The sequence below is a fragment of the Lichenibacterium minor genome (assembly GCF_004137685.1).
In the GTDB taxonomy this organism is placed as follows: domain Bacteria; phylum Pseudomonadota; class Alphaproteobacteria; order Rhizobiales; family Beijerinckiaceae; genus Lichenihabitans; species Lichenihabitans minor.
This window is the reverse complement of the sequence record NZ_QYBB01000035.1, coordinates 1-26594: the sequence shown is the minus strand read 5'-3', so window position 1 is coordinate 26594 and position 26594 is coordinate 1. Positions and strand designations below refer to the sequence as shown.

Here is a 26594-nt window from a genome sequence, read left to right as displayed (position 1 = left end):
TCCGCGCCGCGCCCGATCGGCTTAAAGGTTCGGCTTCTGTTCCCGTCCCCAGCGCGGGCCGAGCCCGCCCGGGCCCGGCCCCGAGGAGCCGCCCTTGGCCGATCTCGCCCCCACCGCCCGCTCGGCTCCCCTGGCGCCCACCCCGCGCCCGGGCGGCATCGCGGACCGGGCCCGGGCCCAGATCGAAACTCCCTACCTCGACGGCTTGAACCCCGAGCAGCGCCGCGCCGTGGAAACGCTCGACGGCCCCGTGCTGGTGCTGGCCGGCGCCGGCACCGGCAAGACCCGCGTGCTCACCACCCGCATCGCCCACCTCGTGGCGACGGGCCGGGCCCGGCCGCACGAGATTCTCGCCGTCACCTTCACCAACAAGGCGGCGCGCGAGATGAAGGAGCGCATCGGCGCGCTGGTGGGGCCCGCCGGCGAGGGCATGCCCTGGCTCGGCACCTTCCACGCCATCTCGACCAAGATCCTGCGCCGCCACGCCGAACTCGTCGGGCTGAAGAGCGGCTTCACCATCCTCGACACCGACGACCAGATCCGCCTGCTGAAGCAGGTGCTGCAGGCAGCGGACGTCGACGACAAGCGCTGGCCGGCGCGCGGCCTCGCCCACCTCATCGACAGCTGGAAGAACCGCGGCCTCGATCCCGCCCGGGTGCCGGCCGGGGAAGCCGGCGCCTTCGCCAACGGCAAGGGCGGGGCGCTCTACGCCGCCTACCAGGCGCGGCTGAAGACGCTGAACGCCACCGACTTCGGCGACCTGCTGCTGGAATGCCTGCGGCTGTTCCGCGACAACCCGGACGTCCTGGCGCAATACCAGGACCGCTTCCGCTACATGCTGGTCGACGAGTACCAGGACACCAACGTGGTGCAGTACCTGTGGCTGCGCATGCTGGCGCAGGGGCGCCACAACCTGTGCTGCGTCGGCGACGACGACCAGTCGATCTACGGCTGGCGCGGCGCCGAGGTCGACAACATCCTGCGCTTCGAGCACGACTTCCCCGGCGCCGCGGTGGTGAAGCTGGAAAACAACTACCGCTCCACCGCCCACATCCTCGGCGCCGCGTCGGGGCTGATCGCGAAGAACGAGGACCGGCTGGGCAAGACGCTGTTCACGGAAGGGGAGGCCGGCGAGAAGCCGCGGGTGTCCGGCGTGTGGGACTCCGAGGAGGAAGCGCGCCAGGTCGGCGAGGAGATCGAGCAGCTCCATCGCGGCAAGCACTCGCTGGACCAGATCGCCATCCTGGTGCGCGCCTCGTTCCAGATGCGCGAGTTCGAGGAGCGCTTCATCACGCTGGGGCTCCCGTACCGCGTCATCGGCGGCCCGCGCTTCTACGAGCGGCTCGAGATCCGCGACGCGCTGGCCTACCTGCGCTGCGTCGCCCAGCCCGACGACGACCTCGCCTTCGAGCGCATCGTCAACACCCCGAAGCGGGGCCTCGGCGATTCCACGGTCGGCATCCTGCGAGCCTTCGGCCGCGACCGCGGCCTGCCGCTGATCGCATCCGCCGCCATGATGGTGGAAACGGACGAGCTGAAGCCGAAGCAGCGGCAAACGCTGCGCGCGCTGATGTCGGACTTCGCGCGCTGGCGCGCGCTCGTCGGCACGATCCCCCATTCCGAGCTGGCCGAGCGCATCCTGGAAGAGTCGGGCTACACCGATTTCTGGCAGAAGGACCGCTCGGCCGAGGCGGCGGGGCGGCTCGAGAACCTGAAGGAGCTCGTGCGCTCCATGGAGGAGTTCCCCGACCTCGTGTCCTTCCTGGAGCACATCTCCCTCGTCATGGACACGGAAGGCGCCAACACGGGCGAGCGCGTGTCCATCATGACGCTGCACGGCGCCAAGGGGCTGGAGTTCGACACGGTGTTCCTGCCGGGCTGGGAGGAGGGGCTGTTCCCGCACCAGCGCTCGCTCGACGACAACGGCAAGGCGGGGCTGGAGGAGGAACGGCGGCTCGCCTACGTGGGCATCACCCGCGCCAAGCGCCGCGCCTTCATCTACTTCGCCACCAACCGCCGCATCCACGGCATGTGGCAGACCACGATCCCGTCGCGCTTCCTCGACGAACTGCCCGAGGACCACGTCGAGGTGGCGGAGAACGCGCGCGAGAAGCGCTCCGGCTACGGCCCGTCGCGCTTCGACACCGTGGGGGCCTTCGCGGGGTCGTCCTATGCCACGCCGGGCTGGCAGCGGGCGCAGCGCCAGGGCGCCGGCGCCACCTCGGGCGTGGCGCGCCTGCCGGGCGTGATCGAGGGCGAGCTGATCGCCAAGTCGACCCAGCAGGCGCATTTCACGGTCGGTGCGCGGGTGATGCACCAGAAGTTCGGTCCGGGCGCCGTCGCGGCGGTCGACGGCAACAAGCTGACCGTCGACTTCGACCGCGCGGGCCGCAAGATGGTGCTGGAAAGCTTCATCCAGGCGGCGTGAGGGCTGTCAACTCCGGCCGCCGAGCATCAGGGCGAGCAGGTCGGAGCGCTCGTCGTCGGGTGCTGAGGCGAAGGACGCGATGGCGCGTTCGGCATCGGCGATCGCGGCTTGCGCCTCGGCGATGGTGGGATCCGCGCGCGGGTCGTAGTCGGCCCTCTCTCGGGACGCCTGCAAGCGGCTGAAGGCTTGCGCGAAATCGCGGATATCCGGATGGAAGGCCGAACGGCCGAAGCGTTTCTGTTCCATCTGATCCAGCTTCAGCCTCGCGACCTGTTCGCAGCTCTTCTTCATGCGGCCGTGGTCGTAGGTCCGGTAGAGGAAGCGGTAGCCGGCTTCGTTCCTGTTGCCGGCGCCGAAGAAACGATCGGCTCCGGCCGTCAGCACCGCGTGGAAGACGGCGTAATAGCTGGTTGAGATGCAACGACACAGGTCGGCGCCGGTCGGAGATCCGTCCCGCGCGGACGCGAGCAACCTCGCCGTATCGAGAACCTCACTCGGCCGCGGCATCGCGGCCGAACGTCCAGGTGCCGTCCGACAGGAGCCACACGAAGGGGAAGCTGTCGTCGCCCCGGCTCGAAAGGTCCTCCATCACCGTATCGGTGATCGCGGAGATCCGGGCAGACGCGTCGCGCCATGCTTCCGGCGTCGGGAGAAAGAGCCGGAAACTGTATTCCGGCCTGTCGTCGCGATCGAGGTCGAGCCTGAATTCGACCCTCAACGAGGGATCGCCGACCACGCGCCGGATGGCGGCGATGCCGATGTCCCTCACCTCGTCGAGCGCCAAGTCTGCCATGGCGGGAGCGTCGCGCGACCGCGCCGCTCCGTCAACGGCTGGCCGAAGCCGCCCGCAGACCCATCGGCGCCGGCCGGGGCCGCCACAGCGCCACCAGGGACCCGAAGGCGAGGCCCGTCAGCGCCGTCGACAGCGGCAGGCCGAGGCCGAGGCCGTGGCGGCTCGCCAGCCAGTCGCCCACGTTGGTGCCGGCCGTTCGCACCGACACCACGGTGACCCAGTACAGGGCCTTGACGCCGAAGCCGGGGGCGCGGCCGAGGCCGAGCAGGGCCGCCAGCACGGCGAGGTTCGCCACCGCGGCGATGCCCGCCCCGAGTTCGAGGTCGTCGGCGGCATAGTCGCCGAGCGCCGTGCCGAGCACGCCCGCCACCAGCATCGTGGTCCAGTAGCGGGCGTCCGTCGGCGGGACCGCGCCGTCCTCGGCGCGCAGCGGCGCGAAGGCCGCCCGGTCGGTCAGCACCAGCGCGGCGAGCAGGGCGGACAGCACACCGATGACCAGCAGGGGGGCGACATGCAGGTCGTGGTCGAACAGGTCGCCGAGGTTGGTGGCGGCGGTGCGCATCGTCACGATCGCGAACCAGTAGAAGGCTTCGCCGGACACGCGGGCGCGGGCTTCCGCCACCAGGATCGCGCCGAAGATCAGGGCCAGCGGGACCAGGCCGAGGGCGTGGCCGAGGTGGAGGACGCGGGCCGCGAAGTCGCCCGTGTTGGCGCCGAAGGCGCTGGCCAGGACCAGCGCCACCCAGTAGCGCGCGCCGAGGGCGGGGACGTTCGCGGGTTTCATGCCGGGGGACTCGCGATGGTTGACGGTACGCCGACCCGTGTGACGGCGGCCCGTGAAACCTTCGTGACGATGCTGGCCGCGCGCCGTGGCGCGGCGGCGTCACCCGAGGAGGCCGACGATCGCCTTCACGTCGCGCAGCGTGGCCTGGGCGATGGCGTCCGCCCGCTCGGCGCCGCTGCGCAGCACCCCGTCGATGTACCCGGGGTCGGCCTTGAGGCGCCGCATCTCGGCGGCGATCGGCGCCAGCCGCTCCACCGCGAGGTCGCTCAGGGCGCCCTTGAAGGCCGAGAACTGGCTGCCGCCGTGGCTCCGCAGCACCTCAGCCTTGGTCTGCCCGGCGAGCCCCGCGAAGATCGCCACGAGGTTGTCGGCCTCGGGCCGGCCGGCCAGCCCCTCCACCTCGGAGGGCAGGGCGTCGGGGTCGGTCTTGGCGCGGCGCACCTTGCCGGCGATCGTGTCGGCGTCGTCGGTGAGGTTGATGCGGGAATTGTCGGAGGGGTCCGACTTCGACATCTTCTTCGCCCCGTCGCGCAGGCTCATCACCCGCGTCGCCGGCCCCTGGATCAGCGGCTCCGGCAACTTGAAATAGGCGTCGCCGCCGGTCTTCTCGGCGATGCGGGCGGCGAAATCGTTGTTGAACTTGGTCGCGATGTCGCGGGTCAGCTCGAGGTGCTGCTTCTGGTCGTCGCCGACCGGCACGGCATCGGCGCGGTAGAGCAGGATGTCGGCCGCCATCAGCACCGGATAGGCGTAGAGGCCCACGGACGCGTTCTCGCGGTCCTTGCCGGCCTTCTCCTTGAACTGGGTCATGCGGTTCAGCCAGCCGAGCCGCGCCACGCAGTTGAAGATCCAGGCGAGTTCGGCGTGGCCGGGCACGCGGCTCTGGTTGAAGATCGCGTGCCGGACGGGGTCGATGCCGGCCGCGATGAAGGCCGCCGTCACCTCGCGCGTCGTGGCTTCGAGGCCGGCCGGGTCCTGCGGCACCGTGATGGCGTGGAGGTCCACCACGCAATACAGGCACTCGTGGTCCTCCTGCAGCGTCACGAACCGCGTGATGGCGCCGAGGTAGTTGCCGAGGTGGAGGTTGCCGGTCGGCTGGACGCCGGACAGGATGCGGGGGCGTGCGGGCGTGCTGGACGTCATGGCGGTCGGCGTCTCGTCGGGTGGAAGGACGGGACGCCGTTCCTAGAGCAGCGCGAGCCCGCGCGAAAGCGTCACGGCTTGGTCGACAGCCGTTCGAGGCGCTTCTGCATCTCCTCCATGTCGCGCTTGATGGTTTCGAGGTCGTCGGCCTTGGCGGCCGGCGGCGGCAGGGCGGGCTCGGGCGCCGCGGCGGGGGCGAAGGCGCCGGTGAAGGGGTTGAACATGGTCAAGGCCTGCGAGAACATCTTCATGTTCTTGCGAGTCTGATCTTCGAGCTGGTCGAACATCTGGTTGCGGATGGCGCCGCCCGGCAACAGTTTGGCGCCGAAGGAGGCTTCGATCTGTTCGCGGAAGTTGTGCTGGTCGTTGGTGAGCTTGTCGAGCGTGAATTCGAGGTAGCTCGGCACCAGCATCTGCATGCTGTCGCCGTAGAAGCGGATCAACTGGCGCAGGAAGGAGGTCGGAAGCAGGCTCTGGCCGCCCTTGCCTTCCTGGTCGAAGATGATCTGCCCCAGCACCGACCGGGTGATGTCGTCGCCCGTCTTGGCGTCGTAGACGACGAAGTCCTCGCCGCGCTTCACCATCCCGGCGAGGTCTTCCAGCGTCACGTAGGTGCTGGTTTCGGTGTTGTAGAGCCGACGGTTTGCATATTTCTTGACCGTCACGGGCTTTTTGCCATCCGCCGTCATCGCATCGACCCGTTCTGTCCGCCGCCACCGCTCTACGCATAAGATAGGTGCGATGTCCCCGCGGGGGAATATGATTTTGGTGGTTGCGGGAGCCGACGCTTTTTTCCACATAAGGTGCGACACGCGGACGAGGCCGGAACGGCTGCCCGGGCCGTGAGCGGGGCTCCCCGATCCCTGCCCGGAAAAGAGGCGACCGCCGCGCGACGCCGCCCCTCGACCTCCGAGGTCGGCGGATCGACCCTTCCAGGAAAGCCCAGGAGCCCCAATGTACATCGTCATCGTGTCCGCCGCCCGCACCCCGGTCGGGTCCTTCAACGGCGCCTTCGCCAACACGCCCGCCCACGAGCTCGGCGCCGTCGCCGTCAAGGCCGCGATGGAGCGCGCCAACGTGGAGCCGTCGGACGTCGACGAGGTGATCCTGGGCCAGGTGCTGCAGGCCGGCCAGGGCCAGAACCCCGCCCGCATCGCCGCCATGGCGGCCGGCGTCCCCAAGGAGAAGACCGCCTGGGGCCTGAACCAGCTCTGCGGCTCCGGCCTCCGCGCCGTGGCGCTGGGCCTCCAGCAGATCGCCAACGGGGACGCCAAGATCATCGTGGCGGGCGGCCAGGAGTCGATGAGCCTCGCCCCCCATGCCGCCTACCTGCGGTCGGGCCAGAAGATGGGCGACATGAAGTTCGTCGACACCATGATGAAGGACGGCCTGCTCGACGCCTTCCAGGGCTACCACATGGGCACCACCGCCGAGAACGTCGCCGGCAAGTGGCAGCTGACCCGCGAAGACCAGGACAAGTTCGCGACCGCGTCGCAGAACAAGGCCGAGGCGGCCCAGAAGGAGGGGCGCTTCAAGGACGAGATCGTCCCCGTGACGGTGAAGACCCGCAAGGGCGACGTCGTGGTCGACCAGGACGAATATCCCCGCCACGGCGCGACCGTCGAGGCGATGGCCAAGCTGAAGCCCGCCTTCTCCAAGGAGGGGTCGGTGACGGCCGGCAACGCGTCGGGCATCAACGACGGCGCCGCCGCGGTGGTGCTGATGACGGCCGAGGAGGCGCAGAAGCGCGGGCTGACGCCCCTGGCCAGGATCGTGTCCTGGGCCACGGCAGGCGTCGATCCGGCGGTGATGGGCTCGGGCCCGATCCCGGCCTCGCGCAAGGCGCTCGAGAAGGCGGGCTGGACCGTCAAGGACGTGGACCTGGTGGAAGCCAACGAGGCTTTCGCCGCGCAGGCGCTGGCGGTCAACAAGGACATGGGCTGGGACCCGTCCATCGTGAACGTGAACGGCGGCGCCATCGCGATCGGCCATCCGATCGGCGCCTCGGGCGCCCGCTGCCTCACCACGCTGCTCTACGAGATGAAGCGCCGCGACGCCAAGAAGGGCCTGGCCACGCTGTGCATCGGCGGCGGCATGGGCATCGCCATGTGCGTCGAGCGCCCGAACTGAGCGCATCGCCAACGAGACGGGGAGGGCGGGGCTCCGGCTCCGCCGTCCCGCGGCGCGCCGTGCGGGCCGGCTTTCCACTGTTCGTCGAAAGGGCGGGATCATGAACGGCAGACTCATCCTCGCGGCCGCCGCGCTGGCGGTGCTGGGCATCGGGTCGGTGCAGGCGGCCGTCCGCACCGTGTGCGGCGAACGTCAGGGCACGGCCGGAAACGCCTGGCTCAGCGATCGCAAGGGGGGCGTCGTCCTGGAGATGGCTCGCCAGGGCGGCGACCAGCGTCTCCTCGACGAGGCGGACGGCGCCCTGCCGGCCCGTCGCGGGGTCGAGGCGGGCACCCAGGTCGGCCGGCGCTACTGCCTGACGGTCCGCTACGGCGCCCACCGGCGACCGCTGCGCGTCCTCGCCGCCAAGCGGTCGTAGGGCGGCACCCCCGCGGGGCCGACGCTTCGGCGGAAGCCCGCGGCCGGGCGCGCGATCCGCGCCGGCCCCTGTCGACGGGCCCTCCTGCGCCATTGGCCGCAGGCGGAACCCGCGACCGGTCGCCCTGTTGTCCCCCCACGCGAGATCAGGCGGGAGGGATCGATCATGGCATCAGCCGGCAAGTCCAAGGGCACCAGCCAGGACGACAAGGTCCACGCGCCGGACAAGCACAACACCGCCTCGAAGGGCATGGCCGAGATGTCGAAGGGCGCGGGTGGTTCCGGCGATCCGGAAGCGCCGGACGACGTCGACTACGTCCGCCCGGCGGGCGAGGGCGACGTCGAGCGCGGCCGCTCCCACGAGGAGCACAAGCAGTTCGGCGACCGCAGCGACACCTGAGAGCCGTTTCATCCGAAGGGACACGACATGAGCAAGCATATCGACGGGCACCGCAAGGGCGACGAGATCGCCATCGGCGAGATCACCGTCCAGGACGACCTGAAGCGCAACCCCGGCATCGGCCAGTCCAAGGGGCTCACCGGCGCCACCGACGACGAGGTGGACGACCTGGCGGCGAACAGCACGGCCGAGGGTGACGTCGGCAACGAGGTCGATGCCCGCACCGGCGGGGTCGACCCGAAGCACATGGGCCGCACCAACAAGTGAGCGGCCCGTCCCCTTCCCGCACGGCGGGAAGGGGACATCGGCGATCAGGCCGCCTTGAGGCCCTTGGCTTGGATCAGGCCGCGGTTGATGAGCACTTCGGCGATCTGCACGGCGTTGAGGGCCGCGCCCTTGCGCAGGTTGTCCGACACGCACCAGAACGACAGGCCGTTCTCCACCGTGGCATCCTCGCGGACGCGGGAGATGTAGGTGGCGTCCTCGCCCGCCGCCTCGTGGGGGGTGATGTACCCGCCCGGCTCGTGGCGGTCGATCAGCAGGCAGCCCGGCGCTTCGCGCAGGACGTCCTTGGCTTCCTCGGCCGAGATCGGCTCCTCAAACTCGACGTTCACCGCCTCGGAATGGCTGATGAACACCGGCACGCGCACGCAGGTGGCGGTGAGCTTGATCTTGGGGTCGAGGATCTTCTTGGTCTCGACCACCATCTTCCACTCCTCCTTCGTGTAGCCGTCCTCCATGAAGACGTCGATCTGGGGGATGAGGTTGAAGGCGATGCGCTTCGGGAACTTCTTGGTTTCCATCGCGTCCGACACGAAGACGGCGCGCGTCTGGGTGAAGAGCTCGTCCATGCCCTCCTTGCCGGCGCCCGACACGGACTGGTAGGTCGCCACCACCACGCGCTTGATGCGGGCCTTGTCGTGCAACGGCTTCAGCGCCACGACCAGCTGCGCCGTGGAGCAGTTCGGGTTGGCGATGATGTTCAGCTTGCGGAAGTCGGAGATCGCGTCGGCGTTCACCTCCGGCACGATTAGCGGCACGTCGGCGTGCATGCGGTACGCCGACGAGTTGTCGATCACCACGCAGCCCTGGGCGCCGATCTTCTGCGACCATTCCTTCGAAACGTCGCCGCCGGCCGACATCAGGCAGATGTCGGTGTCGGACCAGTCGTGCTGGTCCAGCACCTTGCACTTCAGGATCTTGTCGCCGAAGGAGATCTCGGTGCCGCGCGAGCGGTTGGACGCCAGGGCCACGACCTCGCTGGTCGGGAACCCGCGCTCGGCCAGGATGCCGAGCATCTCGCGGCCCACGTTGCCGGTGGCGCCGACGACGGCAACCTTGAACGCCATGTGATCTTCTCCTCGGGACGGGTGTTGGCGGAACGCGAGGGCGTTGCATAGTCCTCGCCGATGCGCTCCGCAATGGCGAGCCTCATCCGGCGAAAAGGAAGGCCAGCGCGAGCAGCGCGTAGACGCCGACGAGCAGCAGCCCCTCGAACCACGTCGTTTCGCCGTCCGACGCGACCGCGTTGACGGCGAAGGCCGTCGCCGCGATGGCGAAGAGGTCGAGCGGGTTGCCGAAGACCAGCGTCATCGGGTGCCCGAGCAGGAAGGACGCGACGACGAGCAGCGGCGCCACCACCAGGGCGACCTGGATGGCGGAGCCGATGCAGATGTCCATCACGAGGCCCATGCGGTCGCGGTGGGCGAAGAGCATCGCGGCGAACAGGTCCGCCGACGTGCCCACCAGCGCCAGGACGACGACGCCCAGGAACAGCGGCGACAGGTGGAGTTGGGACGCGGTGGCTTCGAGCGCGCCCGACACGAGCTCGGCCTCGAAGGCCAGCACGGCCGTGCCGCCCACCATGATGCCGAGCGGCCGCCACAGGCTGCCCCCGCCGCCCTTCGCTTCCCCGCCGCCACGCGAAAACACGTCGCGGTGTGTGATCAGCGTGTAGACCAGGTTGCCGGCATAGAGCGCCAGCAACACGGCCGACACGCCGAGGCTCAGGTGCTCGTCGGACAGCGCCACGTCGGCGCCCTTCGGGTCCGCCCGCACCACCATGTCGAACACCGCCGGCAGCAGCAGGGCGATCAGCACCACGATGAGCAGGCTCGACAGCAGGCCGGCGCGCTCGCGCTTGAAGGTTTGCCGCTCGCGGGTCAGGCCGCCGACCAGGATGGCGAGCCCGAGCCCGAGCAGCCCCGTGCCGATGATGGAGCCGGTGATCTGCGCCCGCACCACGCCGGCCTGGCCGTCGGCCAGCACGAAGATCGCCAGCACCAGCTCGGCGACGGAGCCGAAGCTGACGTTGAGGAGGCCGCCGATGGCCGGACCGGCGGTTTCGGCGACCGCTTCGGTGGCTTCGCTGATGTGGTAGGCCAGCGCCATGACGCCGAGCGAGGCGGTGGCGAAGACCCAGAGCGGCGACGCGCCCACGAGATAGTGGAGCGCGGCCGACACGGGGACGGCGGCGAGGGGGAGCAGGGCGAGCATGGCATCTCCGGGAAGCGCCATGCCTCAATGCGCCAGCGGCGTGAGCGTTGCCGTGGGCCCTCGTTCGGCCCCGCTCCCCCAGCCGTCAGGCCCTGGCCAGCCGTGCCAGGCCCATGTCGCGCGTGGCGGCTTCGATGGCGGGCATCTTGTCCCGGCCGTCGAGGCTTTCGGCCTTCTTCAGCTCGTCCTGAGCCTCGCCGAGCACACCCTTCGCCTCGTCGAGCTGGTCTTTCAGCTCGTCCGAGGACCGCTTCAGGTTGTCGCGGCGCGCCACGGCGGCGCGCGCGAAGGTTGGGTAGGCGTAGTGCGTCGGGTCCGAGATGCCCGAGCGCTGCTCCTCCGACGCGATCTCGCGATCGAGATCGACGACCATGCGCGCGAAATCCGCGATCATGGACTCGATCTGCGCCACGCGACGGCGCCGCTCATCGACTTGAAAACGTTTGAGGCGGATGAGGTGATCCCGCGACTTCACCATTCAGAACTCCAAAGACGCGAGGGGCGGAAATCTTTTTTTCGACCCTTCAGAACCGTGCCGACGCCGCGAGACGCTGCACATTCGCCCATGGATGTTGCTTCTTCCTTACCCACGACCGCGGAAAGTAAGGGTAATGCCGCCGGCGGCGGCGGACGGCGGCGTTCACCCGCTGTTTACCTTTTTCCGCAAGATTGCGAGATGGAGCCCGCCCGACCGGCCCGCGTTCACCGATTTTGAGGTGATCGCCTCGGGGAGGCGGAGCGGGATGCCAGAGCGGGGCCGAGCAGGATGTTGACGTGGGGGCCGTGGCGCGGCGGGATCGGCGGGCCGATCGACAGGGACCATTCCGAGGCTGCGGCGCGGCTTAACGAAAGCGGTTCCGTTAACCTTTCGCCGCTAATGATGAATGATGGCTCGGGGCCGGCACTGGCCCTCGACCGGGAAGCCGGACCGCGCGGGGCGCGCATCATGGGCCAGGCCAACGGGACACAGGGTGGGGACCTCACATGCGCGTTCTCCTGATCGAAGACGACAGCGCCACCGCGCAGAGCATCGAACTGATGCTGAAGTCCGAGAACTTCAACGTTTATACGACCGACCTCGGCGAGGAAGGCATCGATCTCGGCAAGTTGTATGACTACGACATCATCCTGCTCGACCTGAACCTCCCCGACATGTCGGGCTACGAGGTCCTCCGGACGCTGCGGGTCGCCAAGGTCAAGACGCCGATCCTGATCCTGTCCGGGCTCGCCGGCATCGAGGACAAGGTGAAGGGGCTCGGCTTCGGCGCCGACGACTACCTGACCAAGCCCTTCCACAAGGACGAGCTGGTCGCCCGCATCCACGCCATCGTGCGCCGGTCGAAGGGCCATGCCCAGTCGGTGATCGCCACGGGCGACCTCATCGTCAACCTCGACCAGAAGACCGTCGAAGTGGCGGGGGCCCGCGTGCACCTCACCGGCAAGGAATACCAGATGCTGGAGCTGCTTTCGCTCCGGAAGGGCACGACGCTGACGAAGGAGATGTTCCTCAACCATCTCTACGGCGGCATGGACGAGCCCGAGTTGAAGATCATCGACGTGTTCATCTGCAAGCTGCGCAAGAAGCTCGCCAACGCGAGCCACGGCCGCAACTTCATCGAAACGGTGTGGGGCCGCGGCTACGTGCTGCGCGAGCCGACCGAAGCCGACAACCGCATCACCGCCTGAGCGGACCCGGCGGACACGCGATGGGCCCCGATCCGCGAGGATCGGGGCCCATCGCGTTCGTGGCCTCCCCCGGGCGAAGCGGGCAGGGGGCACGGGCCGCGCCGCCGCTTCGGGCGACATCCTCGGCGCCCGTCCGACGCCGCGACGAGGGCAGGGGGCGGCGGGGCACCGCGCCGCCGCGCGATCGCCGAGCGCGCGGTGGTCCGGCGGGGACGAGCGGACGTTTCGGTGTGGAAGCCGGGCGGGCCCTGGGGTGGCTCCCCTCGGGGGCGCTCGGGCTGAAGCGGGGAGCAGGCGCGGAAGCGCCGAAGCCGACGAGCCATCGGGGCCGTCGGCCGGCTTCGGATCCCACGGCTCCGGATCTCACGGCTTCGGCTCGGCGCCGCGACGCGGGTCCGCCGCACCCCGCTCGCGAGGCGGGGCTGCGGCATTCAGGGTTTGCGGCGGGCGCGTCCCGACACCGGCGAGGCGCGCGCCGAAGGAAGGCTCGCGCGGGTCTCGGGACGGCGCCCTCAGACCAGCCCGACGGCCGCCATCTTGAGGCGGAGCACGTCCTTGTCGAAGGGCTTCATCATCGTGTCGTCGGCCCCGGCCTGGCGGGCCCTGGACACGTGAGCGGCGTCGTTCTCGGTGGTGCAGAACACCACCTTGGGCGAGCCGCCGCCCGGCATCCTCCGCAGGGCTTTCAGCACCGCGTAGCCGTCCATCTCGGGCATGTTCCAATCGAGCAGGATGCCGTCGGGCATCACGGCCGCGCAGGCGTCGAGCGCCGCCTGGCCGCTGTCGGCCTCGTCCGTCTCGATCGACAGGCCTTCGAGGATGCGGCGCGCCACCTTGCGGATGACGCTGGAATCGTCGACCACCAACACCCGGGTCATGGCGCCCCTCCGTCGCGTCTCAGGCGGCCGCGACGCGCGAGGCGGGCGCGAGGTCGTCGGCCGCGGCGGCCCGCATCTGGTCCGCGAGGCCCATCGCCACGTCGGCGGCATCGGGCTGGGCGGCATCGGGCTGGGCGGCGTCCTGCTGCCCGTCGTCGGGCTGCGCGGCGTCGGCGTCCTGGTGCAGCGCCGTTTCGACGACCACGGGCCGCCCCTCGATCACGATGCCCTCGGGCTCGCTGCGAACGGTCGCCACCATGCCGACCTCGCGGGCCACCAGCCCGGTGAAGAAGGGCTGGATCGCATGGGCGTCGATCGTGCCGTGCTCGGGTGCGCCGGCGAGCAGCGCGCCGATGCCGGCGGGCACGCGGGCGTAGTTGCCCTTGGCGACGATGCGGACCGCCGCTTCGTCGCCCTGGCCCTCCACGTCCACCGTCATCGTGCCGCCGCGGGGGATGGTGCCGGCCGCGATCAGGCACAGGTTCAGGATCAGCTTGACCTTGTTCTTCGGCATCAGGATGCGCGGCGCGCGCCAGTCGAGCTTGATCTTGTCGTCGCCGAACAGGCCGCGGGTCACCGTTTCGGCGTCGCCCGTGTCGATGGACGCGCCGGCCGAGCCCGCCGCCCCGAAGGCGAGCCGGCAGAACTGCAGCTTGGCGGATGCCATGGTGGCGCTCTTCTTGATGAGGTCGAGCGCGAAGGTCCGCATCTCGGGATCCTTCTCCTCGTCGAGCACCTCGAGGCCGTTCACGATGGCGCCGACCGGGCTGATCACGTCGTGGCAGACGCGCGAGCAGAGGAGGGCCGCGAGGTCGAGGGCTTCGAGCGCGATGGTGGTCATGGAGGCATCCGTTGCATGCGGCGCCGCCCGCGAGCCCGCACGGGGCCCGTCGCGCGCCGACGGGGGTGGGGAGCCATCGGCGCACCGAACGCGGCTCAGGGTTTCCGGCTCAACCGACACCCCATAGCCTAGACAATCTTCCGAAAAAGTTAACCAGTCTTTGCCGGCCGGGGCACGCCGGCGGGGGCCGGGCGGTTCCGCCGCGGGCCCGGATGGCGTAGGGCAGGGGACACCTTCGCCCCGAGACCCCCATGCCGACCTCCCCCCCGCTGCCGACCCCCGACGCCCCGCTCGACGGCGACGCGCGCGACCGCCTGGCGGATTGTTTCGCGGCGCTCTGCGTGGAAGCCGGCGCCGTGGTGATGGAGGTGTATCGCGCCGGCGGGGAAACGCGGGCCAAGGCGGACCAGAGCCCCGTCACCGAGGCCGACGAGCGGGCGGAGGCGCTGATCCTCCAGCGCCTGTCCGAGCGGCTGCCGGGCTGGCCCGTGCTGGCCGAGGAAGCTGCGGCGCGCGGGCAGGGGCTCGCCGGCTGCCCGCGCTTCATCCTGGTGGATCCGCTCGACGGCACGCGCGAGTTCGTCGGCCGCAACGGGGAGTTCACGGTCAACATCGGCCTCGTCGTCGAGGGCGTGCCCGTGGCGGGCGCCGTCTACGCGCCGGTGCTGGAACGGCTGTGGTCGGGCGGCGCCACGGCGCGCGTGCGGCGCATCGCGCCCGGCGCCACCCTCGCCGAAGCGCTCGACGACCGGCCGCTCCGTACCCGTCCGGCACCGGAGGCGGGCTGGACCGCCCTGGCGAGCCGGTCCCACGGCGATGCCGAAACCGAGGCCCTCCTGGCGCGGCTGCCGGTGTCGGAGCGCCGTGCCGCGGGCTCGTCCCTCAAGTTCTGCGTGGTGGCCGAGGGCGGGGCGGACGTGTACCCGCGCTTCGGGCCCACGATGGAATGGGACACGGCGGCCGCGGATGCCGTGCTGCGCGCGGCCGGCGGCGCCGTGCTGAAGCCGGACGGGTCGGCCTTTACCTACGGCAAGGCAGAAGCGGATTACCGCAACGGCCCCTTCGTGGCCTGGGGCGATCCCGCCGCGGCGGCGCGGTTCGCCGGCTGAGCGGCGGGCTCCGCCGCGGTCCCGTCCGACCGGTCGACGGTGGCGTGCTGCCGGCGGAGGACGACGGGCGTGCGCGCCACCTCGCGCTCGACGACGTGGCGGATGTGCAGCTCCTCCTTGAGGAAGAGCTGCTTCACCACGACGAACCGCTCTTCCACCACGGGCAGGATGGTGGTGTCGCCTTCCGCCCGCGCGAGCGGGACTTCGTCGACGATCCGGCCGACCGGCACATGGGTGACCTCGACGCGGTAGCGGTCGAGCTCGACCTCGGCGACCTCCTCCACCATCTCGGTCGTGGTGGAGATCCGGACGGTCCCGCTCGCGACCCTGCGCTTGGCGACCGCGAGCCGTTCCTCGACGACCTCCAGGACGAGGCCGTCGCGCTCGGTATCGAGGGCCGGGCCGATGCCGGCGGGGGTCGATGTCGTCATCACGTCCCTCCCGGATCGGCCCGCCGTGCGGTCAGGCCGTGGCCCAGCGCGCCTTGGCTTCCGCCGCCGTCACGGCCAGCATCACCTTGCCGGCCACGGACTGCACCATGTCGTGCGCGAGGTAGTGGTGCTCGCCGCCCGCCGCCACGTCGGCCTTCTTCAGCTTGATGCGGCCGCCGTCCATGTGGTCCACGGTGCCGACATGCATGCCGTCCGAGCCGACGACCTCCATGTCGTCGCGGATCTCGGCGGCGAAGCGGCCCAGCGCGCCCGACACGGCACCCCCGGTACGCCCGTCCTCGATGTCGACCACCGTCTTGCGCAGCGTCTCGTGCACGGTTTCGACGCGGTCGACGGCCTCCTTGTGGATGCCGATCTCCTCGACGACGTGGGCCGACTTCGCCACGACCGCCTCCTCGGCGTACTCTTCCATCTCGATCGTGCGCTCGGTGAAGGGGTCGACGTCGAGGGCCGCGGCCGAAACCGGGCGGTCCACGGCGCGGCGGTCGACCGACACGGTTTCGCCGTGCAGCGTCACGCTTTCCGTCACGTCGCGGGACACGACGCTGGTGTGCACCCGCACCTTGCCGCGGCTGACCGAGCGCTTGCCGACGTCGAGGCGCTCCTCGTAGACCTTGATGGTCTCGTCGGCGTTTCGCGCCCCGGCCGGCACGGTGGCGCGGTCGGCGACGGCGCGGTCGGTGACGACGGCCGCGCGCTCGCCGACCGGCATCACCGGCGTGACGGCTTCGCGGCGCTCGTCGTAGACGGTGCTGCCCAGGGCACCCGCGCCCGCTCCCAGCGCGCCCGCGCCCAGGATGCCGAGCCCCGGCGTGGCGGTGCGGCTCCCCGAAGCGTCGCCCATGTCGGTCATGCCGGCGTCGTCCAGGCCGAGGCCGCGGCTGCCCGCCATGGCGGAGCTGGACCCGGTGACCGCCGTGCCGGACAGCGGCGCGCCGGCCCAGCCTTCGCTGCGCCACATCGCTTCGCGCTCGTCGAGGTCGACGGAGCCGTGCTGCTCCAGGATGTCGATCGCCTGGTCGAGGCGGTCGTCCTCGGCCCGCACCGACAGCATGATGCCGCCGCGGCGGATGCTTTCCGCGTAGGTGGCGTGGTCCTCGGTGCCGCCGAAGAGCTGTTCCAAGGATCCCCAGAAGCCGCGGGTCCTGCCCTCGGCCTCGTCCGTGTAGGTGCCGGTTTCGCCCGTGGCCGGCAGCACCGTGATGTCGGATGCCGGGATGCCGGAGGATTTCAGCTGCGCCATGGCCTGCTCGGCGTGGCTGCGCGTGTCGAAGACGGCTGTGATGCTGTGCTTGGCCATGGAGTGCCCCGAAAAAACGACGAGAAGGTCGGCATGATGATGCGGCACGGGGATGCGTTTCCAAGCATCTCCGTGTAACGGGACATCAGCGAGCGCGACCTGCCGCCCCGCTGTGCGGGGTGGGATTGCCGCTCGAAATTCGAGGCCGAACCAAACTGCCGATACCATCGCTGGATGTCGAGCTTAAAAGGCCCATCCAGGCGTTCGTGTTCCTTGCGATGGACTTTTAATTTCGCCGAGCCGCCGACGATACTGTGGTGGCTCGGCCGACTAAGGGCGCGAGCGGTCGGCGGAGGGCGTGGAGCCGGGCCGGAGGTCCGGGCCGCCGGTCCGTCACGCGCCGCCGCGCCGCACCGCCACGCCGGCGAAGAGCGCCAGCGCGCTGGCGATGCCGGCCGCCGCCACCAGGGCCACGGCGAGCCCGGCCCGGGCCACGGCCGAGCCCGCGACGGCGCCGCCCAACAGCGACAGCCAGAAGCCCAGGAAGGGCAGCACCCGGTTCCAGGGCTCGTCGCCCCGCAGCGCCGCCGCGACGCCGCGGCCGAGGTTGACCAGCGTGCCGGTGACGTAGGTCAGGGCGACGCTCACCCCGTCCGCCCGATGCACGGCCGCGGTCTGGACGCCCATGGCGAGGCCGGCGGTCGAGGCCGTGACGGCGTCGCCCCAGCCGGCCAGCACGGACGCCACGGCCAGCCACAGCAGAGCCGCTTCCACGCTCACCACGACGGGGCTGCGCCATCCCCCGGCGGCCGGGCCGATGCATTCGCCGGCCACGATGCCGACGAGGAACATCAGCACGGCGCGGCCCGCCACCCAGGTCCCGTGCCAGTCGCCGATCACCGGCGAGCCGCCGAGCTGCGTGGTGTTGCCGCTCATGAAGGAGGGGTAGAGCCCGTTCCAGCGAACGAGCCCCACCGCGTCGACCCAGCCGGCCAGCGCCAGGAGCATGAAGCCCAGCGCCAGGCTCGACCGTTCGACGGCAGGGTCGTCGCGCCGCGCGGGCTCGGCCGGGCGGGGGGCCAGGCGATCCACCGCCGGATCAGTCCTCGAAGGGTTCGACGTCCTCGCGCCGGCCCACCAGGAAGGCGTCGGCCACGAGCTCGAAGGGGGCGGTGTCGATGTGGCTGTCCCGCGATGCCACGAGCCCGGCGAAGCGCGCGTAGATCCGGTCGTATTCGTGTCGCGGCGCGTCCTCGACCGTCACGCCGTCGACCGCCAGCGTCGTGCCGCCGCCCGTGAGGCGCAGCGCCGTGCCGTCGGCGAGGTCGGCGGCGATCTCCCAGGTCTGGTCGCCGGTCTGGCGCCAATCGAACACCGCCGTCATCTCGCCGCCGTCGGCGAGCGCCCGGCTCGTGAAGGCGATCTCGGCCGCGATCGGCATAGCGCGGTTCGACGGGGTGAGCAGCCGCGCCGAGCGCACGAAGGCCGGCTCTGGCAGGACGCGCGTCAGGATCGACAGGGCGTTGATGCCCGGGTCGAAGACGCCGAAGCCCGCCGTTTCCCAGATCCAGTCCTGGTTCGGGTGCCAGCGGCGCACGTCCTCCTTCCAGGTGATGGCGAGGCGCTTCAGCGTCCGGCCGGCGAGGCGGTCGCGAAGGGCCTCCACGGCGGCGTTGTACTGGGAATGCCAGGTGGTGAAGAGCACGCGGCCGGCCGCCCCGGCATGGGCGGCGAGGTCCCGCAGCTCACCGACCGTGGGGGTGGGGGGCTTCTCCATCAGCACGTCGACGCCGGCGTCGATGGCTTCGCGGACCAGCGCGGGGCGGGCGGAAGGCGGGGTGCAGATCGCCACGGCGTCGAGGTCGGGCAGCGCGGCGTAGAGTTCGGCGGCGTCGCGGAAGGTGGGGACGCCCGGCGCTTGCGCGCCGCTGCCGCTGACCAGGGCGGCGAGTTCGAAACGGCTGTCGCGGGCGATCGACGGCAGGTGCTCGTCGCGGGCGATCTTGCCGACGCCGATCACGGCGATGCGGATGGGGGCCATGCGGGTCCTCGTGCGGCGGGGATAGGGCGGCCCCGCGATTCGTCGGACATATCCTTTAATGGCTGGCGGGCGCCGGGGCGAGGGCGGATTCCGCGTCCCGGGCCGCCCGCCACCGTCGGGCGCGACGGGGCCATGCCCCGCCGCGCCGCGCGTCAGCCCAGCGTTTCGCCGAACAGCTCGGTCATGGACGCCCACGAGCGGGCGTCGGCTTCCGGGCTGTAGCGGATGGCGTCGGGCATGCCGCGCTTGGCGGCCCCCTGGTTGGTGAAGCTGTGCACCGTCCGGCCGTAGAGGTGCATCTGCCAGTCGACATCGGCGTCGCGCATCTCCGCCTCGAAGGCGGAGCGCTGGGCCGCGTCGATCATCGGGTCGTCCGCGCCGATGCACACCAGCACGCGCCCCTTGATGCGCTTCGCGTCGGCCTTCGGCGCCGCGGTGCCGAGGCCGCTGTGGAACCCCACCACCGCCTTCACGTCGGCGCCGGCGCGCGCCAGCTCCAACGCCATGGTGCCCCCGAAGCAGAAGCCGATGGCGGCGACGCGCGACGGATCGACCTCGGGGCGCGCCAGCAGCGCCCGCAGGGCCGCGCCGGCGCGGTCGCGCGTGCGGTCGGGTGCCGCGAAGAGCGGTTGGAGCAGGCCGATCGCTTCCTGAAGGTCGTCGACCAGGCGGCCCTCGCCGTGGAGGTCGCAGGCCAGCGCGACGTAGCCCGCCTCGGCCAGCCGCTTCGCCCGGCCGATCGCGTGCTCCGACAGCCCGAAGGCTTCGGGGAAGACCAGCACGGCGGCGCGCCGGCCCTCGCCCTCGCCGACGAAGAGCTGGCCCTTCATGGACAGCCCGTCGGCCTCGTAGCTCAGCGTATCCTGGATCATATCGATTCCCGTTCCGTTCGGTCGCTCAGTGTCTGTCGGCGCGGCGGGCCCGTCGCTGCAGGCCGGTCGAAAACGCTCGGGGACTGCCGCCCGCCTTCGACCGGCAGGGCATCCGTTGCCGAGCTTTCAGGCGGCGTGCAGGGCCTTGGCGGCATCGAGCGCGGCCTTCAGCGAGGCTTCGCGCGCTTCGGGCCCGTAGGCGACGCCTTCGGCGCGGATCACCTCGACGTCCTTCAGGCCGATGAAGCCGAACACGCCCTTGAGCCAGGATTCCTGGTGCTCCAGGGCGCTCGCCGGCGTGCCCTCGTACGTCCCGCCCCGCGACACCGCGATGACGACCCGCTTGCCGTGGACCAGGCCCTCGGCGCCCGACGCCGTATAGCGGAACGTCTTGCCGGCGACCAGGATGCGGTCGACCCAGGCCTTGAGCTGGCTCGGCACGGCGAAATTGTACATGGGCGCGCCCACGACGACGATGTCGGCGGCGAGGAATTCGGCCAGCGCGCGGCCGCCGAGGTCGAGGTCCTCCTGCAGGGCCTGGTCGTGCTTCACGTCGGCGCTCTGCCCGGCGAGATAGGCGCCGGTCAGGTGGCCGATCGGCGCGGCGGCGAGGTCGCGGTGGACGACTTCGACGCCCGGGTTCTCGGCCTTCAGGGCTTCGACGATGCCGGCGCTGATCTGCCGGCTGACGGAATTGTCGCCCAGGATGGACGAGTCGACGTGCAGGAGCTTCATGGGGCCTCGCGGTCAAAGATCGTGACCGACGCTTTATGGTCGGGCGCTCCGTCCCCCGCAAGGAGGCACGTCGCCGGCGCCCCGGCCCCCGGCGTTTAACGCTTTGTTCCCGATGCGGCGCGCAAGGCTTTGCCCCAGCCGGGCGGGGCGCCGCCGAGCGCCCGGGGCCGGCCCGTCGCCGTCCCCCCGTCGGAGACCGCCGGTCCGTGCCATCGCGAGGAGCTTGCCAGATGCCGCCCGGCCGCGACGTTGCCATGGCTTCCCCGGCCGACATGGTGCGCCCGCCGGCCATCAGCGTCATGACGCGCGTCGCCGTGTCGGCCCTCCTCGCGGTCGTCGCCGCGGCGGCGACGGTCCAAGCCATCGCGGCCGTCGGCTCCGACCCGGCGCGGCCCGACATCGTGGATTTCCACCCCTTCTACCTCGCCGGCACGACGGCTTGGACGGGGCGCTTCGCCCAAAGCTACGACATGCCCGTCATGCAGGCGCTGCAGCGGTCGTTCGGGGGCGGGAGGGACGTCTTCATGCCGTTCGTCTACCCGCCGCTCTTCGGGCTCGTGATGGCGCCGCTGGCGCTCCTGCCGCTCGGGCTCGCCTTCGCGCTCTTCACCCTGGGAACCTTCGCCTTATTCCTCGCCGTGATGCGGCGGCTCGCCGGCGCGTGGTTCTGGCATGCGGTGCTGGCCGTCAGCCCCATCCTGCTGATCGAGATCCGCGTCGGGCAGAACGGCTTCCTCACGGCCGGCCTCGCCGGCCTCGCGGCCGACCTGTCGCTGCGCCGGCGGGGTGCGCGGGCCGGCCTCGCCGCGGGTGCGCTGGCCTTCAAGCCGCAGCTCGCCACCATGCTGCCGGTGCTGTTCGCCCTGCGCCGGGACGGGCGCGCCCTCGCGACGGCGGTTCTGGCGGCCGCGCTGCTGAGCGGGGCGGCCGTGCTGGTGCTGGGCCGCGACACCGTGCCGGCCTTTCTGTCGAGCACGTCGGTCGTGGCCGAGTTCATGGCGTCCGGCAGCTTTCCCCTCCACCGCATGACCTCCGCCTACGCCTTCGCGCTGAGCCTCGGCGTTCCGGCCCGCCTGGCGCTGGCGATCCACGGCGCGGTCGCCCTGTCGGTCATCGCCGCGGCGACCGTCACGGCGCATCGCCTCGGGGGACACCCGGCCTCGCCGGCCCCCTCCGAGCCCAGGACCGCCGCCGGCGTGCTGCTGATGGCGACCGCCTTCGTGAGCCCGTATTTCTTCGACTACGACCTGACGATCTTCGGTGCGGGCCTCGCCCTGGCGCTGCCCGGCTTGGCGCGCCGCATGCCGGCCCGCAGCCTCGTGCTCCTCCTCGTGGGCATAGGGGCGGTCGGAGCGATCGACCTCGTCTGCGGGCTGTTCGTCGCCCGGTCCGACGCGAGCAGCTTGTCGCTCGGCGGGCCGGCCATCCTGGCCTGCTTCGGCGTCGTCCTGCGCGCCGCGCGGGCGCCCGGGACCGTCCGGCCGGGCCCGCGTCCGGTCGCTCCGGCGGCGTGACCGGACGACGCCCCGCAGCGGCGAAGGACCCTTCGCGCAGGCCTTGGGCGACGAGGTCGACCATCATCACCGTGGGTGGACACATGGATCCGATCCGGCCGGAGCGCCTTTCGACCGGGACGGCGGCCGGCGCTCCGGCGTCGGGTCGGGCATCCCCCTCGCCGATGGCGCGGGGCGGAGGTCCGGCCGGGTCGCGCGTCCCGGCGCTGCGCGACCCGCGGTCGATCCTGGTCGTCCTCGCCCTGGGCGTCGTCTTCGCGCTCGCGGTCGTCGTCGTCGGCCCGCAGGGCGAGTTCCCCCTCAACGACGACTGGTCCTTCGCCGCCACGGCGCGCAGGCTGGCCCTCGATCACGCGTGGAGGCCGCTGGGCTGGGCCAGCATGACGCAAGTCACGCAGGCGCTGCTCGGCACGGTCGTATGTGCCGCCTCGTCCTGCTCCTACGAGCATCTCCGCATCGGCACCCTGGTGACGGGCCTGGCGCTGCTCGTCTCGACCTACGCCGCCCTGGTGTCCGCCGGTCACTCCAGGTTCCGGGGCGCGGTCGGCGCCTTGGCGACGGTCCTCAATCCTTTCGTCACTCCCCTCCTCTTCACGTTCATGACGGACGTGCCGTTCCAACTCATGATGGTGCTGGCCGCGGCGGCCTGCGGCACGGCGCTCCGCACGGGCCGCTGGCGCGACATCCTCCTGGCGACGGCGTCGATCGGCTTCGCCATGCTGTCCCGCCAGGTGGGGCTGGTAGTCGCGATGGCGTTCCTGCCGGTCTTCTGGATGACGTCCCATGACCGGCCCGCATGGCGGGCCGCCAAGGCGGCGACCCCCGTCGCACTCTGCTTGCCGGTTCTTCTCGCCTACGAAGGCTGGATGAGGCACACGGGCCGGCTGCCGGCCTTGTACGACGACAAGTATCGAGACGTCGCGGCCGCCCTGTCCAGCCCCGTCGCCACCTTCGGGCAGGTCACGGTCAACCTCCTCGTTTCGCTCCTGTATCTCGGCCTCGTCTGCTGGCCCGTGCTGATGGTCGGCGCGGGTCGACGGGACGGACGCGGGCTGGGCGGGAGGGCGACGTTCTACGCGGGGGCCATCACGGCAGCCGCCGCCATCTTCATGGTGTCGCACGGCGTGGCGATGCCCGTGCTGGGCAACGTGCTGACCACGAGCGGCAACGGTCCTTTGACGCTCCGCGACACGTACATCCTGGGGCGTCCGGACGTGCCGGAGCTTCCCGGCGGTTTCTGGCTCCTCGTCACCGGCCTGAGCCTTGTCGGTCTCTGGTCGCTGGTCCAGGCATCGGTCGGCCTGTTGGCCGAGGTGACGCGGGCTCGTCGGTCACGACCGCCGCCGGACCTGCCGCTTCGGACCTTCGCCGCCCTCACCGTGGTGCTCTACCTGCTTCCGATCGCGCTGATCGGCCCCTCCGATCGATACATCGCCGTCATAGCGCCGATCCTGTGTCTGTCGTTCGACGCGCGGTCGATGCGTCCGGGCGGCCGCGAGGCGTCGATCCTCACCGTTTCCGCTTGCGGCTACATGGCCGCCCTCGTGCTCTTCTCGATCCTGGCCGCCCACGACTACCTGGCCTGGAACCGCGCGCGCTGGGCGGCCATCGCCGACGTCGAGGCGAACGGGCTCGGGGATGCCCGCACGGTCGACGGCGGCTTCGAATACAACGGGGAGCGCGGTTACCGTCCCGGTTTCGCCGGCATCCCCGGGAAGAGTTGGTGGTGGGTCACCGACGACGCGCTGCAACTGTCGTTCGCGCCGCTCCCCGGCACCGAAACCGTTCGCCTGTACCCCTACCGGACCTACCTGCCGGCCGACACGCGCTCGATCGCTCTGCTCCGGCGCGCCTCGGCCGGCCGCTGACCAGGCGGGCCCCGAAGCCGTCCCGCCCCGCCGGCCGCGCCGCTTTGCGTCCCGCCCCGGCTTCGCTTATCTCGGGGCCATGTCGACACAGCCCCGCACCGAGGACCCGGTCACCCGCCGGCGCACCTTCGCCATCATCTCGCATCCGGACGCGGGCAAGACCACGCTGACCGAGAAGCTGCTGCTGTTCGGCGGCGCCATCCAGCTCGCCGGCGAGGTGCGCGCCAAGGCCAACCGGCGGCAGACGCGCTCGGACTGGATGGGCATCGAGCGCGAGCGCGGCATCTCGGTGGTGACCTCGGTCATGACCTTCGAACACGCCGGCTGCGTGTTCAACCTCCTCGACACGCCGGGCCACGAGGACTTCTCCGAGGACACTTACCGCACCCTGTCCGCCGTCGACTCGGCCGTGATGGTGATCGACGCGGCGCGCGGCATCGAAAGCCGGACGCGCAAGCTGTTCGAGGTGTGCCGCCTGCGCGACATCCCCATCGTGACCTTCGTCAACAAGATGGACCGCGAAACCCGCGACCCCTTCGACCTGCTCGACGAGATCGAGAAGGTGCTGGCGCTCGACACCGCCCCCGTCACCTGGCCGATCGGCCGCGGCCGGGCCTTCGCGGGCACCTACGACCTCGCCCACTCGATGATCCGCAAGCTCGATTCGGACGTGGAAGCGCCCATGCTGCCCGTCGACGGCCCGCGCGATCCCGCCATCCGGGCGCTGCTGCCGTCGCACGAGGCCGACGCCGCCATCGACGAGCTGGAACTGGCGCGGGAAGCCTGCAAGCCCTTCGATCGCGACGCCTTCCTCGAGGGGCACCTCACGCCCGTGTTCTTCGGCTCGGCCCTGCGGACCTTCGGCGTGGCCGACCTCATCAACGCGCTGGCCGATTTCGCGCCGCCGCCGCGCGGCCTGCAGGCCGAAAGCCGCTTCGTCGACGCCCGCGAGGCCAAGATGACGGGCTTCGTTTTCAAGATCCAGGCCAACATGGACCCGAACCACCGGGACCGCATCGCCTTCATGCGCGTGTCCTCGGGCAAGCTGACGCGGGGCATGAAGGCCAAGCTCGTGCGCACCGGCAAGCCCATGGCGCTGAACGCCCCCCAGTTCTTCTTCGCCCAGGAGCGCGCGCTGGCCGAGCAGGCCTTCGCGGGCGACGTCGTGGGCATCCCCAACCACGGGACGCTGCGCATCGGCGACACGCTGACGGAGGGCGAGGACCTGGTGTTCCGCGGCGTGCCCTCCTTCGCGCCCGAGATCCTGCGCCGCGTGAAGCTCAACGACGCCATGAAGGCCAAGAAGCTGAAGGAAGCGCTCCAGCAGATGGCCGAGGAGGGCGTGGTGCAGACCTTCGTGCCCTACGACGGCGCCGGCGCCATCGTGGGCGTGGTCGGCGCCCTGCAGCTCGACGTGCTGGTGGAGCGGCTGCAGGTGGAATACGGCCTGCCAGTGACCTTCGAGTCGAGCCGCTTCGAGATCGCCCGCTGGGTGACGGCCGAGCCGCTGGAACTGCGGAAGTTCCTGGACGCTTACCCGTCCTCGACGGCCGAGGACCTCGACGGCGCCCCGGTGTTCCTCGCCTCCTCGGCCTTCACGCTGCGCTACGAGCAGGAGCGCTGGCCGCAGGTGACGTTCTCCGACATCAAGGACTATCAGCGCGCCGCCGTATGAGGCCGCCGCTCGTGCGGCGCGACGGAGGTGCGCCGGCCCCTGCGTCGCTTGGCGTGCGACCGGGCCCCCGGCCGATCTTGACGTTGTGGAAAGTTTCTTCTGCCAGCGGTTAACGCCGATGGTTCCGCTGCGGAACCCCGCAGGCCTGATCGTCGGGATGCGAGGTGCAGCGATGAAGAGCACCTGCGTTCATGGCATTTCTGAGCAACGTCGGCATCAAGACCAAGATCATCGGCATGGTCCTCTTGACCGCAGCCGTCGCTGTCGGAGGGGCGGTATATGCCTCGTTCCAGATCGACATGATCGACGCGGGTTACAGCGACCTCATCGCGCATGACGAGGCCGGCGCCCGCAGCATGTCGCGGTTCAACTACTTCGTGACCGGCTACGGCTACGACCTCTACAAGATGGAATCCGCGGTCCGCGAGGACGGGGACCTGGCCTCGGTCGCCGCCGAATACGACGGCCTGAAGGCGCGGGCCGCCAAGGTCTTCGCGGTGGCCCGCCAGAACCTCCCCGACGAAGCGGCCCACCTCGCCGAGATCGAGGCCGAATGGAAGGCGATCGAGGGCGAGGCGGACCGCGCCATGGCGGCTGCGACGCAGCACAGGGACGCCGAATTCTTCGCCGGGAGGGCGTCCGCTGTGGCGCGGATCACCCGGCTGAACAACCGCAACATCGGCCTGATCGACCAGATGAGCACCGTCATCGACGGCAAGTCCGGTGCGTTGACGGCCCAGTCCCGGACCACCGGGACGACGACCCTGCTGATCATGGTCGGCGCCGCCCTGGCGATGTCGGCGGCGGCGTTGCTGATGGCGGCCCGCACCATCACGGGGCCGCTCGGTGCCCTGCGCGACGCCATGGGCCGCCTGACCGAGGGCCGGCTCGACACGGCGGTGCCCGGCCTCGGGCGGCGCGACGAGGTCGGCCAGATGGCGGCGACCGTGCAGCGCTTCAAGGAGGACGCGGTCCGCGCCCGGACGCTCGCGGCGGACGCCGACGCGGCGCGGCATTCGGCGGATGCCGAGCGCGCCCATGCCGAAGCGCAGCGCGCCGACGTGGCCCGCCAGCAGGCCGAGGTGGTGGACG

General features: G+C 71.0%; 26 protein-coding genes and 1 pseudogene. 11 read left to right on the top strand and 16 right to left on the bottom strand.

Annotated elements, in window-relative coordinates; all coding sequences use genetic code 11:
- Positions 1 to 94: 94 nt before the first annotated feature.
- Positions 95 to 2428 carry an ATP-dependent helicase gene (locus D3273_RS21210; protein WP_210214902.1) on the top strand — a complete coding sequence of 778 codons (2334 nt, stop codon included), beginning with the start codon at positions 95 to 97 and terminating at the stop codon, positions 2426 to 2428.
- A gap of 6 nt (positions 2429 to 2434) precedes the next feature.
- Here D3273_RS21210 and D3273_RS21205 read toward each other — a convergent pair whose 3' ends face one another.
- The 5 genes from D3273_RS21205 to phaR form a co-directional block, all read right to left on the bottom strand.
- Positions 2435 to 2899 carry a hypothetical protein gene (locus D3273_RS21205; protein ID WP_129228894.1) on the bottom strand — a complete coding sequence of 155 codons (465 nt, stop codon included), beginning with the start codon at positions 2897 to 2899 and terminating at the stop codon, positions 2435 to 2437.
- Between the two features lie 19 nt (positions 2900 to 2918).
- The gene (locus D3273_RS21200) at positions 2919 to 3221 is read right to left on the bottom strand and encodes a hypothetical protein (protein ID WP_129228893.1); all 303 of its coding nucleotides are present in this window, start codon (positions 3219 to 3221) and stop codon (positions 2919 to 2921) included.
- 31 nt (positions 3222 to 3252) lie between these two features.
- Positions 3253 to 4005 (bottom strand): COG4705 family protein, encoded by a 753-nt coding sequence (locus tag D3273_RS21195; RefSeq protein WP_129228892.1) that lies wholly within the window; start codon positions 4003 to 4005, stop codon positions 3253 to 3255.
- 99 nt (positions 4006 to 4104) lie between these two features.
- Positions 4105 to 5148, bottom strand: coding sequence for a tryptophan--tRNA ligase (gene trpS, locus D3273_RS21190; RefSeq protein ID WP_129228891.1), 1044 nt, complete (start codon positions 5146 to 5148; stop codon positions 4105 to 4107).
- Positions 5149 to 5219: 71 nt separating this feature from the next.
- Positions 5220 to 5837: a polyhydroxyalkanoate synthesis repressor PhaR gene (phaR, locus tag D3273_RS21185; protein WP_129228890.1), complete on the bottom strand. Its 618-nt coding sequence runs from the start codon at positions 5835 to 5837 to the stop codon at positions 5220 to 5222.
- Positions 5838 to 6102: 265 nt separating this feature from the next.
- On the opposite strand from phaR, the gene D3273_RS21180 reads away from it, so the two are divergent.
- The 4 genes from D3273_RS21180 to D3273_RS21165 all read left to right on the top strand — a co-directional run bounded on the left by D3273_RS21180 (position 6103) and on the right by D3273_RS21165 (position 8362).
- On the top strand, positions 6103 to 7278 hold the full coding sequence (locus D3273_RS21180) for an acetyl-CoA C-acetyltransferase (RefSeq protein ID WP_129228889.1): 1176 nt from the start codon (positions 6103 to 6105) through the stop codon (positions 7276 to 7278).
- Positions 7279 to 7378: 100 nt separating this feature from the next.
- A complete protein-coding gene (locus tag D3273_RS21175; RefSeq protein ID WP_129228888.1) occupies positions 7379 to 7696 on the top strand; it encodes a hypothetical protein in 318 nt (105 codons plus the stop codon).
- A 165-nt stretch (positions 7697 to 7861) separates the two neighbouring features.
- A complete protein-coding gene (locus tag D3273_RS21170) occupies positions 7862 to 8095 on the top strand; it encodes a hypothetical protein (RefSeq protein WP_129228887.1) in 234 nt (77 codons plus the stop codon).
- 27 nt (positions 8096 to 8122) lie between these two features.
- A complete protein-coding gene (locus tag D3273_RS21165; protein ID WP_245501315.1) occupies positions 8123 to 8362 on the top strand; it encodes a hypothetical protein in 240 nt (79 codons plus the stop codon).
- Positions 8363 to 8406: 44 nt separating this feature from the next.
- On the opposite strand, the gene D3273_RS21160 is transcribed toward D3273_RS21165, so the two are convergent.
- From D3273_RS21160 to D3273_RS21150, 3 genes are all read right to left on the bottom strand, one after another.
- On the bottom strand, positions 8407 to 9444 hold the full coding sequence (locus D3273_RS21160; RefSeq protein WP_129228886.1) for an aspartate-semialdehyde dehydrogenase: 1038 nt from the start codon (positions 9442 to 9444) through the stop codon (positions 8407 to 8409).
- An 82-nt stretch (positions 9445 to 9526) separates the two neighbouring features.
- Positions 9527 to 10591, bottom strand: a complete 1065-nt coding sequence (cax, locus tag D3273_RS21155) for a calcium/proton exchanger (protein WP_129228885.1) — start codon at positions 10589 to 10591, stop codon at positions 9527 to 9529.
- Positions 10592 to 10676: 85 nt separating this feature from the next.
- Entirely contained in the window at positions 10677 to 11066 is a 390-nt protein-coding gene (locus tag D3273_RS21150) for a flagellar export protein FliJ (RefSeq protein WP_129228910.1), read from the bottom strand.
- A gap of 509 nt (positions 11067 to 11575) precedes the next feature.
- On the opposite strand from D3273_RS21150, the gene ctrA reads away from it, so the two are divergent.
- Positions 11576 to 12277, top strand: a complete 702-nt coding sequence (gene ctrA, locus D3273_RS21145; protein WP_129228884.1) for a response regulator transcription factor CtrA — start codon at positions 11576 to 11578, stop codon at positions 12275 to 12277.
- A gap of 512 nt (positions 12278 to 12789) precedes the next feature.
- On the opposite strand, the gene D3273_RS21140 is transcribed toward ctrA, so the two are convergent.
- Positions 12790 to 13155, bottom strand: a complete 366-nt coding sequence (locus tag D3273_RS21140; RefSeq protein WP_129228883.1) for a response regulator — start codon at positions 13153 to 13155, stop codon at positions 12790 to 12792.
- A gap of 163 nt (positions 13156 to 13318) precedes the next feature.
- Positions 13319 to 13996: pseudogene (gene chpT / locus D3273_RS21135) on the bottom strand (histidine phosphotransferase ChpT); the annotation flags it as partial.
- A gap of 251 nt (positions 13997 to 14247) precedes the next feature.
- Here chpT and cysQ point away from each other — a divergent pair.
- Positions 14248 to 15105, top strand: coding sequence for a 3'(2'),5'-bisphosphate nucleotidase CysQ (gene cysQ / locus D3273_RS21130; protein ID WP_129228881.1), 858 nt, complete (start codon positions 14248 to 14250; stop codon positions 15103 to 15105).
- Here the strand turns inward: cysQ and D3273_RS21125 are convergent.
- The 6 genes from D3273_RS21125 to D3273_RS21100 all read right to left on the bottom strand — a co-directional run bounded on the left by D3273_RS21125 (position 15042) and on the right by D3273_RS21100 (position 20445).
- Positions 15042 to 15536, bottom strand: a complete 495-nt coding sequence (locus tag D3273_RS21125) for a YsnF/AvaK domain-containing protein (RefSeq protein WP_129228880.1) — start codon at positions 15534 to 15536, stop codon at positions 15042 to 15044. The genes cysQ and D3273_RS21125 overlap by 64 nt on opposite strands.
- Before the next feature lie 31 nt (positions 15537 to 15567).
- Positions 15568 to 16857: a DUF2382 domain-containing protein gene (locus D3273_RS30005; protein WP_129228879.1), complete on the bottom strand. Its 1290-nt coding sequence runs from the start codon at positions 16855 to 16857 to the stop codon at positions 15568 to 15570.
- 333 nt (positions 16858 to 17190) lie between these two features.
- Positions 17191 to 17889: a YoaK family protein gene (locus D3273_RS21115; RefSeq protein ID WP_129228878.1), complete on the bottom strand. Its 699-nt coding sequence runs from the start codon at positions 17887 to 17889 to the stop codon at positions 17191 to 17193.
- Positions 17890 to 17896: 7 nt separating this feature from the next.
- Positions 17897 to 18838, bottom strand: a complete 942-nt coding sequence (locus D3273_RS21110; RefSeq protein ID WP_129228877.1) for a Gfo/Idh/MocA family protein — start codon at positions 18836 to 18838, stop codon at positions 17897 to 17899.
- A gap of 152 nt (positions 18839 to 18990) precedes the next feature.
- Positions 18991 to 19710 (bottom strand): dienelactone hydrolase family protein, encoded by a 720-nt coding sequence (locus D3273_RS21105; RefSeq protein WP_129228876.1) that lies wholly within the window; start codon positions 19708 to 19710, stop codon positions 18991 to 18993.
- 126 nt (positions 19711 to 19836) lie between these two features.
- Complete coding sequence (locus D3273_RS21100) at positions 19837 to 20445, bottom strand: FMN-dependent NADH-azoreductase (RefSeq protein ID WP_129228875.1); 609 nt, start codon at positions 20443 to 20445, stop codon at positions 19837 to 19839.
- A gap of 254 nt (positions 20446 to 20699) precedes the next feature.
- Here D3273_RS21100 and D3273_RS21095 point away from each other — a divergent pair, with 254 nt between their 5' ends.
- The 4 genes from D3273_RS21095 to D3273_RS21080 all read left to right on the top strand — a co-directional run.
- Complete coding sequence (locus D3273_RS21095) at positions 20700 to 21959, top strand: glycosyltransferase family 87 protein (RefSeq protein WP_165359604.1); 1260 nt, start codon at positions 20700 to 20702, stop codon at positions 21957 to 21959.
- Positions 21960 to 22042: 83 nt separating this feature from the next.
- The gene (locus D3273_RS21090; protein WP_129228873.1) at positions 22043 to 23827 is read left to right on the top strand and encodes a glycosyltransferase family 39 protein; all 1785 of its coding nucleotides are present in this window, start codon (positions 22043 to 22045) and stop codon (positions 23825 to 23827) included.
- 79 nt (positions 23828 to 23906) lie between these two features.
- On the top strand, positions 23907 to 25502 hold the full coding sequence (locus D3273_RS21085) for a peptide chain release factor 3 (RefSeq protein WP_129228872.1): 1596 nt from the start codon (positions 23907 to 23909) through the stop codon (positions 25500 to 25502).
- Positions 25503 to 25693: 191 nt separating this feature from the next.
- Positions 25694 to 26594 (top strand): HAMP domain-containing protein (locus D3273_RS21080; RefSeq protein ID WP_129228871.1); only part of this gene is annotated, 901 nt, incomplete at its 3' end.

Excerpts from the sequence above, each read along its gene's own strand:
- phaR (WP_129228890.1), bottom strand. The coding sequence starts at position 5,837 with ATGACGGCGGATGGCAAAAAGCCCGTGACGGTCAAGAAATATGCAAAC.
- D3273_RS21195 (WP_129228892.1), bottom strand. The coding sequence starts at position 4,005 with ATGAAACCCGCGAACGTCCCCGCCCTCGGCGCGCGCTACTGGGTGGCG.
- D3273_RS21180 (WP_129228889.1), top strand. The coding sequence starts at position 6,103 with ATGTACATCGTCATCGTGTCCGCCGCCCGCACCCCGGTCGGGTCCTTC.
- D3273_RS30005 (WP_129228879.1), bottom strand. The coding sequence starts at position 16,857 with ATGGCCAAGCACAGCATCACAGCCGTCTTCGACACGCGCAGCCACGCC.
- D3273_RS21175 (WP_129228888.1), top strand. The coding sequence starts at position 7,379 with ATGAACGGCAGACTCATCCTCGCGGCCGCCGCGCTGGCGGTGCTGGGC.
- D3273_RS21140 (WP_129228883.1), bottom strand. The coding sequence starts at position 13,155 with ATGACCCGGGTGTTGGTGGTCGACGATTCCAGCGTCATCCGCAAGGTG.
- D3273_RS21090 (WP_129228873.1), top strand. The coding sequence starts at position 22,043 with ATGGATCCGATCCGGCCGGAGCGCCTTTCGACCGGGACGGCGGCCGGC.
- cax (WP_129228885.1), bottom strand. The coding sequence starts at position 10,591 with ATGCTCGCCCTGCTCCCCCTCGCCGCCGTCCCCGTGTCGGCCGCGCTC.
- D3273_RS21100 (WP_129228875.1), bottom strand. The coding sequence starts at position 20,445 with ATGAAGCTCCTGCACGTCGACTCGTCCATCCTGGGCGACAATTCCGTC.
- D3273_RS21125 (WP_129228880.1), bottom strand. The coding sequence starts at position 15,536 with ATGACGACATCGACCCCCGCCGGCATCGGCCCGGCCCTCGATACCGAG.
- cysQ (WP_129228881.1), top strand. The coding sequence starts at position 14,248 with ATGCCGACCTCCCCCCCGCTGCCGACCCCCGACGCCCCGCTCGACGGC.
- D3273_RS21170 (WP_129228887.1), top strand. The coding sequence starts at position 7,862 with ATGGCATCAGCCGGCAAGTCCAAGGGCACCAGCCAGGACGACAAGGTC.
- ctrA (WP_129228884.1), top strand. The coding sequence starts at position 11,576 with ATGCGCGTTCTCCTGATCGAAGACGACAGCGCCACCGCGCAGAGCATC.
- D3273_RS21095 (WP_165359604.1), top strand. The coding sequence starts at position 20,700 with ATGGCTTCCCCGGCCGACATGGTGCGCCCGCCGGCCATCAGCGTCATG.
- D3273_RS21160 (WP_129228886.1), bottom strand. The coding sequence starts at position 9,444 with ATGGCGTTCAAGGTTGCCGTCGTCGGCGCCACCGGCAACGTGGGCCGC.
- D3273_RS21105 (WP_129228876.1), bottom strand. The coding sequence starts at position 19,710 with ATGATCCAGGATACGCTGAGCTACGAGGCCGACGGGCTGTCCATGAAG.
- D3273_RS21085 (WP_129228872.1), top strand. The coding sequence starts at position 23,907 with ATGTCGACACAGCCCCGCACCGAGGACCCGGTCACCCGCCGGCGCACC.
- D3273_RS21165 (WP_245501315.1), top strand. The coding sequence starts at position 8,123 with ATGAGCAAGCATATCGACGGGCACCGCAAGGGCGACGAGATCGCCATC.
- D3273_RS21110 (WP_129228877.1), bottom strand. The coding sequence starts at position 18,838 with ATGGCCCCCATCCGCATCGCCGTGATCGGCGTCGGCAAGATCGCCCGC.
- trpS (WP_129228891.1), bottom strand. The coding sequence starts at position 5,148 with ATGACGTCCAGCACGCCCGCACGCCCCCGCATCCTGTCCGGCGTCCAG.
- D3273_RS21200 (WP_129228893.1), bottom strand. The coding sequence starts at position 3,221 with ATGGCAGACTTGGCGCTCGACGAGGTGAGGGACATCGGCATCGCCGCC.